This is a genomic window from Pseudomonas sp. NPDC085632, from assembly GCF_044541255.1.
Taxonomy (GTDB): Bacteria; Pseudomonadota; Gammaproteobacteria; order Pseudomonadales; family Pseudomonadaceae; genus Aquipseudomonas.
Genome location: NZ_JBITSX010000086.1, coordinates 1 through 8,229, shown reverse-complemented (window position 1 = coordinate 8,229; position 8,229 = coordinate 1). Strand labels below are relative to the sequence as shown.

Genomic DNA, 8,229 nt, shown 5'->3' with positions numbered 1-8,229 from the left:
CGCTACTGGGAGCAGGAGTTTCCTCAGCTCAACCCCGTCAAACGCCGCGGAAACCGCCGGTATTATCAGCGCCAGGACGTGCTGATGATCCGGCAGATCCGCGCGCTCCTTTACGATCAGGGTTTCACCATCGGCGGCGCACGCCTGCGTCTGTCCGGCGATGAAGCCAAAGACGACACGACCCAATACAAACAGATGATTCGGCAGATGATTGCCGAATTGGAAGATGTGCTGGTGGTTCTCAAGAAATAAAAAGCAGCGTTTGAATACTTCCAGTTTTCAAAAGCTTGCGCTATATTCTTGAGCGTTCTTCGAGATGAAGAACGAGTTGCAAGACCAGTCGGGGCGTAGCGCAGTCCGGTAGCGCACTAGCATGGGGTGCTAGGGGTCGAGTGTTCGAATCACTCCGTCCCGACCATAATTCCTGATTAAAATCAGACACTTAAGCCGATCAGATGGATCGGCTTTTTTGTGCCTGCGCAAAACTACCCGGTAACTTCGTCGAGAAGGCCTGGATTCACTCCGGCACGAAGATCTTTGCTGGAATCCAGCAAGCGTGAAACACCATTAAAAACCAGATTCCTCAGCATCTGATTCCATCTCGTCTATGCGTAGTAGAGGTTCAGCGCAATCAACTCAAACACAGCCACAAATACGCAGAACGCAACGAATCCTCGGGTAAACACCCTGCGAGGCTTTTCATAGCCTTGAAAGTTACTGAATGCGCTGCAAAGGTTTCCCAAAAAATCAATGAGGTCCATCAGGTCTGCATCCTCGCCTGCATGCTTCACGCATCTTGCCAATTCCAATCTGATTGAGGTTTTTCATTGTCCTTACGATCGGCCTCGGTAGTCGGCGTAGGGCTTTACTCCACCCACGTGGGTGGCCGGTTGTAGAGGGAAAGCCATCTGCAACCCCGTTTACGCAACTCAGCATCAACAACTAATAAGGATATTAAGTGTTTCACAAACTGGTGTTACTGGTGTTGATCGCCAGTTCAAGCGGCTGTGCAGCAACGGCCATGCGGATGGATTATGACAAGCACCGATGTCCTTACATCGGTGTTCGGTTCGACTGGTGGTTGGTCGGTACATCCAAAGGCAAGTTGATTCCCTTTCTACTGATCGACGCGCCATTTTCATTGGTGGTCGATACAGTCTTCTTCCCCTTCGAATATCAATACACCTGCAATTTATGACTGGCAGGTAGTGCAACCTAAAGCGGTATAAAACTCCCGTAGAACAGCCTTGGCACACGCCAAGGCTTTTTCGTTGCTGACGCCACCGCCAGTAAAACTCAGGACAATCCAACCCTGCCGTCCCGAACCTGCATCAGTGCAAACCCCAAAAGATTCAGGCCTTTCCACAGATTCGGATCGTTCACATCTGCGTGATCCTGCGCGAGCCCAATTCCCCAAATGGCATCAACCGGGCTCGCTTCGACAATGACCCGAGATCCAGTGCGCATCAGGTATTCGTCCAGCTCCGGGTTTTGGGAGAACTTGGCTTGGTTTGCCTGGACGACGATGTCGTATCGGTGTTGCAGCCAGAGTGGGTCGTTGAAACCGCGCACCTTGCGACCGAGGGCTTTGGCGGCGTTTGGCGTGGGGGCCAGCAGCACTTGTGCACGAACTTCCTGATCGTCGAACAACGCTGCCTTCTCGGCCATCATGAAGTGTTCGGCTGTCGGGTAGCGTTGCCCCTCGATAACGAATTCGGCTTCGTACCACTGGCTGAAGCATGAAGCCGTGACGGCGCTTTTGCTTCGCTGGTGTCCCCAGAAAAAGGTGAAATCCAGAGGCTCTCCAGCGTTGAAGCGAGCGCGTAGATCTTCGAGAAGTTTAGAGTCGTGCAATGAGATTTCCTCGGTAACTGACTTTCGACGTTACAGTCGCTGTGCGTGTCAGGGCAATACGCAATATCGCCCAGAGACTAATCCAGTGGGCCCAATACCTGGCGGTAGTGTTCTTCGCCTTGAGGCGTCTGCCGGGTCAGGCGGATTTCCAGGCCTTGTGGGTTCTCTTTGCGGTTGCCGCTGAGCTGACGCCACCCCATCTGCGGTTCCCAGACGCGTACTTGCAGGTCGCTGATGCTGTCGAGCACCGCCACTGCCTGTTTCGGCGCAGGCAGTGGGTAGCGATCACGTGGCGTGGCGGCGGCGCGGTACAGGGTTTGATCTTTCAGCCACCAGCGCACGCGCTGCAAGCCGTTCTGCGAGGTGGCTGCACTGCGGATCACGTCAAGACGAAAACTCTGGTCGTCGGCGCTGCGCACGCTGATTGCCGCTGGCTGCCCGGATCGTTCGTCATCGTTGTCGTTCAATAGTGGTTCGCGCAGTTCGATGCTCGCGCGCAAGGCGATATCTCGCTCCAGTTGATGCAGCGTGCGCAGCAGTGCTTCGGTGTGTTCGGTGCTCGCCTGCAGGTGCGTGTCGGCGCGGGTCACGCTGTCCAGACCGCGCCAGGCAATCAGGCTGACGATCGCCATGAGCAGGATCGCGACCATCACTTCGATCAGGGTAAAACCCTCTTGCCGGCTATTCATGGCTGGTTGGCCAAGGTCAATTTGCCCGTGGCTGTGCGTTGCACGGTGAGCGTGTTCTGGCCGTCCGAGAGTTGCAGTTGCACGGGTGAATCGAACCACTCGGCGTTCAGTATCAGCGGCTGCCTGGGTGTCGCTCGCACCTTCAGCGATGGCGTTTCCCAGTGACGGGGGCGCAGTTGCGGATCGGCGAGAAAGTGATCGAAGCCGGGGCCTTGTTCATTGCGACGGCTGAAACGAAAGCCGTTTTTGTCCGCCAGCCAAGTGATCGGGCGTCCATCGGCCAGGGCTTCGGCATGGGCGATTTGCAGCAACTGGATCAAGCGATTGGCGTCTTTGCGCAGCCGTTGCGCCGGGTCAGGCTTGATGCTCAGGCTGACGGCGGCGCTGGCAATACCGATGATGATCAACACCACCATCAATTCGATGAGGGTGAAGCCTGTTTGTCTGTCCTTGGTCATACCGCAACGTTCCTTCGTTGTGAATCCATCCTGGCGGATTCGAACCTTCAATCCGGATAGAAAAGCCAATGTTGTCCTGTAGACTGCGACGCAGGACAACAGGGAGGTTGGGTCTTGGCATTTACTTTTCGCTTAACCGCAACGCAGCTTGTGCAATCGGCGGCGCTGATCGCTGCACTGGCAGGGGGACTGTTCTGGTCTGCGCTGGTGCTGACGCCGGCACAATCCCACGTTCCGGCGGTGGACCCCCAAGTGTTGCCGACGCGTGCCGACACAGCGGCTTTGCAGTGGTTTTCCAACCAGCCGGCACCGTTGGATATCAAGGTTTCCGGAGTGCTGGCAGGGGCGCACGCTGCGGTGGCAATTCTAAGTCTCAACGACGGTCCGCCGCGCAGTTTTCTGGTGGGTGATCGCTTGACCCTAGGTGTACGCGTGATAGCCATTGAACAGGATGCGGTGGTCATTGAGCGTGGCGCAGAACAGAGCCGATTAAAAGTCAGCACGCTGCCAGACTCCCCCTCGCTGCCTCGACTGACTCGACCCTGAGCAGCGTCATTGGCGCTTTTCCTGCGGCCGGCCGAGTAGCGTGTCGAGTCGCGCAAGGGGTGGCGCCTGACGTTCGCGATCCGAAACCAGCAGCGTCACGCGCATCAGTCGTCCATCGGTGCTCGGCGTCACGTGTTGATCGCAGCGCAGTTGCAGGCGACCTTGATCGCACTCGAAGGTTTTCACTCCCGGGGCAAAATCTTCCTCCAGACGCAGTTCGGCGAGCCGGGTCTGCGCCGCCAGCAAAGCGATCGAGCGATCGCGCAGCAGACCATTGCTCTGGGTCATCAGACCCGCAACGCGAACGGCTGCAGACATCGCCACGGCGATGATTGCCAAGGCCACCAGAACCTCGATGAGGGTGAAACCTCGCTCCTTGCGCAATGCTTCCATCCTTGTCTCTGCGGTTGAAACCGGCCCGAAGAATAACACCCGTTCTTTGGCGAATGTGCAGAAAAACAGTGCGTTAATGATTGTTGTACGATGACTGGCTTTTGTTACACTGCGCGCCGAATGTAATCATGCCAAGGAAGGTTGAAATGGATTTCGAGCGCGTCAAATCTCAGTCCGCAGGACGTCGAGGACAGCAGGGTTTCACCCTGATCGAGATCATGGTTGTTGTGGTCATCCTCGGCATTCTGGCTGCGATGGTCGTGCCCAAGGTGCTCGATCGGCCCGACCAGGCCAGAGCTACCGCAGCGAAACAAGACATCGCCGGCCTGATGCAGGCGCTCAAACTCTACCGCCTCGACCACGGCACTTATCCGACGCTGAATCAGGGGCTCAAGGTGTTGGTGGAGCGTCCGGCGGATGCGAAAAACAGCAACTGGCGCTCTTATCTGGAACGCTTGCCCAACGACCCTTGGGGTCGTCCATACAACTATCTGAATCCTGGCGCGAACGGTGAGATCGACATCTTCTCCCTCGGCGCAGACGGCCAACCCGACGGCGACGGCGTCAATGCCGATATTGGTTCCTGGCAGCTCTGAGAGCGGCCATGAAATCATCCTCGCCACAGGCGCAGAAACAGCGCGGCATGGCCATTATCAGCGCCTTGCTGATTGCCGCCGTGGTTGCGGTGATCGCCGCTGGCATGCTCACCCGACAGAGCGTCTTTACCCGTTCTCTTGAAGCAGAACAGTCCCGAGTGCAGGGCGCGGCCACGCTGTTGGCGGGGCTGGAGCTCAGTCGGCAACTGCTCAGGGACACGCGTCAACAGGACGCGCTGACCCGGCTCGATCAACCTTGGGCGCAGCCTGTCAAAAGCCATTTGTTGAATGCGCCGGGGGGCGGTTTCGAGGGACGCATCGAGGATCAGCAGGGCAAGTTCAATCTGCGCAATTTACTCAGCAATGAGCGCGTCGATGGCGGACAGTTGCGCAGCTTCGAACGGCTCTGCGAAATGATCGGAATCGATGCTGCCCTCAGCCAGCGCATTAGCCAGCGAGTCATTGCCTCCTACCCGAGAATGCCCGACCTGCAAGCCGCCGGGCAGAGTATGGCGCAGACGGGGTTCGACGGCGTCCGTGCGACGTCGCCGAGTGCGCGTCGAAGGCCCTTGCCGGTTACTCAGCCGATGTTGCGCAGCCTTGATGATTTACGTGGCCTCGAAGGCATGAACGAGGATCTGCTTGGTCGCTTGAATCAGTACGTCAGCCTGATTCCGGCCAAGACCTGGGTCAACGGTAATACTGCCAGCGCCGAGGTATTGGTGGCGGTGGTACCGGGTTTATCGCTCGCGCAGGCCAGGGTCGTGGTGGGAGAGCGCGATCGTGGCCAGTGGTTCATCAATCGTGGGGACTTCGTCAACCGTCTGCACTTGCCGCACCTGACCGTCGACGGACTGAACGTCGGCATCAGCAGCGATTGGTTTCTGCTGCGCGGACACGCGCGTCGTGACCGGCGCCGCGTCAGCCTGGATGCGCTGCTGCATCGATCCGCCGACGACATGCCGAAAGTGGTCTGGTCGAGGCTCGGTGTATGACGCGCCTGCGAGTCGCCTTGCCGCCGCTGGCGGGTTTGACCTCAGATTCCGAGGTTGAATTTGCGCGCCTGGATCGGCACGACCAGGTCAGTCAGACCGGTGTCAGTACGCTGTTGCTGATTGAGCAGAAGTGGCCGTTACAGCCCGTCGAATTTTTTCTGCATCCGGCAGACAGCGTATTGACCAGTTTGCAGTTGCCACCGCTGGCGCCGGTGAAGATCGAGGCGGCGGTGAAGTGTGCCGCGCAGGCGCTGATTCTGGGTGGCACTGAACAGATGTACGTTGCACACAGTGCTCGTGAGGTCTCAGGACAAGTGTCGCTGGCCTGGCTCGCGCAGGCATCTCTGGATCGTTTCGGACTGTTATTGGCTCAGCACCGATTGAAGCTGCGAGGCCTTTATCCGGCACCTTATGCGTTGCCGGTGCCCGCGCAGGGGCAGGTCAGCGCGTGCGTGTTGGACGGGCAATTGCTGCTGCGCTTCAGCCGTGCGCAGGCTTCGGTAGAACCCTTGGCGCAGGAACGTCTGGATGAACTCGTCGGCAGTGGTTGCGGCTTGCAGTGGATCGGCGCGGATGCTCCTGCAACAGTCGTCGAACCACGACCTGCGGAGCAGCGCTGGTGTGGCGTTGCGCCGGGATGGGGGTTGCATGCAGGCATCGGCAAGGCTGCCGGCCCCGCGCGCGGTTGGGGCAAGGCCATCTTCTGTTGTGCCTTGGCGATTGCGATCTGGGTGTCTGGGCTGAACCTTTACGCGGCCCGTGAAGTGACCCAGGGCGAGCAGCTCAAGGCGCAAATGCGCTTGCGGGTGAAGCAGGCTTTTCCAGAGTTACCGGTGATCCTCAATCCGTTGCAGCAGGCTCGCCAGCAATTGGCAGCCCGGCACAGTGGTGTGACGGTCGACGCGAATCATGGGTTCGCCTACCTGGTGCAACACGCCGCGAGCGCGCTGCCGTTTATGGCGGGCAGCGTCCAGCGCATGAGCTTTGAGCAGGGGCGTTTGCAGTTGGAGTTGGCCGCCGACACTGCGCAGTCACCCGCCGACGGCGCATTGCCGGGAGCGCTGACGCAGGCAGGGTTGGTCGCCAGACGCGAAGACAACGTGTGGATTTTCAGCCCGCAGGTTGAGCCGGCAGTGGTTGAGGACGATGCCGTCATGGACAGCGACGATGAATAGTCTGCTGGCGATCTATCGGGCTCGCTGGCTGCTGCTGCGTGCACAGATTCATCGGCATTGGGCGCCGCTGACCTTGCGCGAAAAACGCCTGGTCGCGGGCAGCGCATTGATGTTGGGGGGCGTGCTGATCTGGCTGCTGTTCGTCCAGCCACCGCTGAAAAAGATTGAACATTGGCAGACCGAAACGCCGAAGTTGCGTGGCCAGGCCGAGGCGCTGGATCTGTTGTTGCGCGAGGTGGCGACAGCGCCCATTGGGCAAAACGTCGAGCGGTCATTGCAGCAATCTCTCGATGGCAGCGGGCTGCTGGGTCACTACCAGTTGCAGGCAATTGGCACCGATTGGCAGTTGACGTTCGAGGATGCGCCCGCTGATGCCGTCATCAGTTGGCTGTTAATCCACCCAGTGCAGTTTTCACTTGAAGTGGCCGAGGTTCGTTTGCAGCGTGCAAGTGAGGTCAAGGTCGATGATACGGCAGGCACTCTGTCGGGAACCGTTCGCATGGATCAGGCGCAGGGCGCTAAGGAAGCTTCATGAAGTGGTCAGGTTCCAATTATGTACTTACGGCCGCGCCGTTTCTGTTGTTGGCACTGAGCGCATGCAGCAACACCACCGCACCACAGAATCAGCCGCCATTGCTGGTCGACAGTGAGCTCGGGCGGCCGCTGGCCAACACCCAGCGCAGCGGCGACGCGGTGCTCGACCGCGAACGCGCGCAGGCGCAGGCGCGACCGGCGCCGAAGCCATTGCACAACATCAGCAAGAGTGCGCGCAGTGGGGCGGCGGCGTCGGGCATTGCCTTGCCGAGTAATCCTCTAGGCGATCAACCGGTGACGCTGAATTTTGTCGACGCCGACATTCAAGCGGTGGTGCGGGCGTTGGCGCGGTCGACCGGGCAGCAGTTTTTGGTCGACCCTCGGGTCAAGGGCACGTTGACGCTGGTCTCGGAAGGTCAGGTGCCGGCGCGGCAGGCTTACGACATGTTGCTGGCGGCGTTGCGCATGCAGGGTTTCAGCGTGGTCGATGTCGGCGGTGTCGCGCAGGTGGTGCCGGAGGCGGATGCGAAGTTGCTCGGCGGGCCGATTTACAGCGCTGATAAACCGGCGGGTAACGGCATGCTCACGCGGACGTTTCGACTGCAATATGAGAACGCGGTGAACCTGATTCCGGTGCTGCGGCCGATCGTTTCGCCGAACAATCCGATCAACGCCTATCCGGGCAACAACACCATCGTCATCACCGATTACGCGGAGAACCTGACCCGCGTTGCGCAGTTGATTGCGAGCATTGATTCGCCGAGTGCGATCGACACTGATGTGGTGCAAATTCAGAACGGCATCGCTGCCGACATCGCGCCAATGGTGGCTGATCTGCTCGATGCGCCGGGCAATGATCCGACGCAGAAAATTGCGGTGATTGGTGACCCGCGTTCCAACACCATCATCATTCGCGCTGGCAGTCCGGAGCGCACGGAACTGGCGCGTAATCTGATCTACAAACTGGATAACGCGCAGAGCAATCCGAG

12 protein-coding genes and 1 tRNA gene are annotated in these 8,229 nt (G+C 58.9%); 9 read left to right on the top strand and 4 right to left on the bottom strand.

Going from position 1 to position 8,229, the window contains the following annotated elements:
* The 3 genes from ACIF4X_RS28650 to ACIF4X_RS28640 form a co-directional block, all read left to right on the top strand.
* A partial coding sequence (locus ACIF4X_RS28650; RefSeq protein WP_397484637.1) for a MerR family transcriptional regulator occupies positions 1–252 on the top strand: 252 nt, incomplete at its 5' end.
* Between the two features lie 89 nt (positions 253–341).
* Positions 342–418: transfer RNA gene (locus tag ACIF4X_RS28645), tRNA-Pro, on the top strand.
* 540 nt (positions 419–958) lie between these two features.
* The gene (locus ACIF4X_RS28640) at positions 959–1,198 is read left to right on the top strand and encodes a YceK/YidQ family lipoprotein (RefSeq protein ID WP_397484636.1); all 240 of its coding nucleotides are present in this window, start codon (positions 959–961) and stop codon (positions 1,196–1,198) included.
* Between the two features lie 98 nt (positions 1,199–1,296).
* Here the strand turns inward: ACIF4X_RS28640 and ACIF4X_RS28635 are convergent, their stop codons facing one another.
* The 3 genes from ACIF4X_RS28635 to gspH form a co-directional block, all read right to left on the bottom strand.
* Positions 1,297–1,854 (bottom strand): NADAR family protein, encoded by a 558-nt coding sequence (locus ACIF4X_RS28635; RefSeq protein WP_397484635.1) that lies wholly within the window; start codon positions 1,852–1,854, stop codon positions 1,297–1,299.
* Between the two features lie 77 nt (positions 1,855–1,931).
* Positions 1,932–2,543, bottom strand: a complete 612-nt coding sequence (locus ACIF4X_RS28630) for a type II secretion system protein J (protein ID WP_397484634.1) — start codon at positions 2,541–2,543, stop codon at positions 1,932–1,934.
* Positions 2,540–3,001, bottom strand: a complete 462-nt coding sequence (gene gspH, locus ACIF4X_RS28625; RefSeq protein ID WP_397484633.1) for a type II secretion system minor pseudopilin GspH — start codon at positions 2,999–3,001, stop codon at positions 2,540–2,542. The genes ACIF4X_RS28630 and gspH overlap by 4 nt, the downstream gene beginning before the upstream one ends.
* A 114-nt stretch (positions 3,002–3,115) precedes the next feature.
* On the opposite strand from gspH, the gene ACIF4X_RS28620 reads away from it, so the two are divergent.
* A complete protein-coding gene (locus ACIF4X_RS28620) occupies positions 3,116–3,547 on the top strand; it encodes a type II secretion system protein N (protein WP_397484632.1) in 432 nt (143 codons plus the stop codon).
* Positions 3,548–3,553: 6 nt separating this feature from the next.
* Here the strand turns inward: ACIF4X_RS28620 and gspI are convergent, their stop codons facing one another.
* Positions 3,554–3,940, bottom strand: coding sequence for a type II secretion system minor pseudopilin GspI (gene gspI / locus ACIF4X_RS28615; RefSeq protein ID WP_397484631.1), 387 nt, complete (start codon positions 3,938–3,940; stop codon positions 3,554–3,556).
* Between the two features lie 146 nt (positions 3,941–4,086).
* Here gspI and gspG point away from each other — a divergent pair, with 146 nt between their 5' ends.
* The 5 genes from gspG to ACIF4X_RS28590 all read left to right on the top strand — a co-directional run.
* On the top strand, positions 4,087–4,536 hold the full coding sequence (gspG, locus tag ACIF4X_RS28610; RefSeq protein WP_397484630.1) for a type II secretion system major pseudopilin GspG: 450 nt from the start codon (positions 4,087–4,089) through the stop codon (positions 4,534–4,536).
* 8 nt (positions 4,537–4,544) lie between these two features.
* Positions 4,545–5,531 carry a type II secretion system minor pseudopilin GspK gene (gspK, locus tag ACIF4X_RS28605; RefSeq protein WP_397484629.1) on the top strand — a complete coding sequence of 329 codons (987 nt, stop codon included), beginning with the start codon at positions 4,545–4,547 and terminating at the stop codon, positions 5,529–5,531.
* On the top strand, positions 5,528–6,706 hold the full coding sequence (gene gspL, locus ACIF4X_RS28600; protein WP_397484628.1) for a type II secretion system protein GspL: 1,179 nt from the start codon (positions 5,528–5,530) through the stop codon (positions 6,704–6,706). Before gspK ends, gspL begins: the two co-directional genes overlap by 4 nt.
* Entirely contained in the window at positions 6,699–7,241 is a 543-nt protein-coding gene (gspM, locus tag ACIF4X_RS28595; RefSeq protein WP_397484627.1) for a type II secretion system protein GspM, read from the top strand. The genes gspL and gspM overlap by 8 nt, the downstream gene beginning before the upstream one ends.
* A partial coding sequence (locus ACIF4X_RS28590) for a secretin N-terminal domain-containing protein (protein ID WP_397484626.1) occupies positions 7,238–8,229 on the top strand: 992 nt, incomplete at its 3' end. The genes gspM and ACIF4X_RS28590, both read left to right, overlap by 4 nt.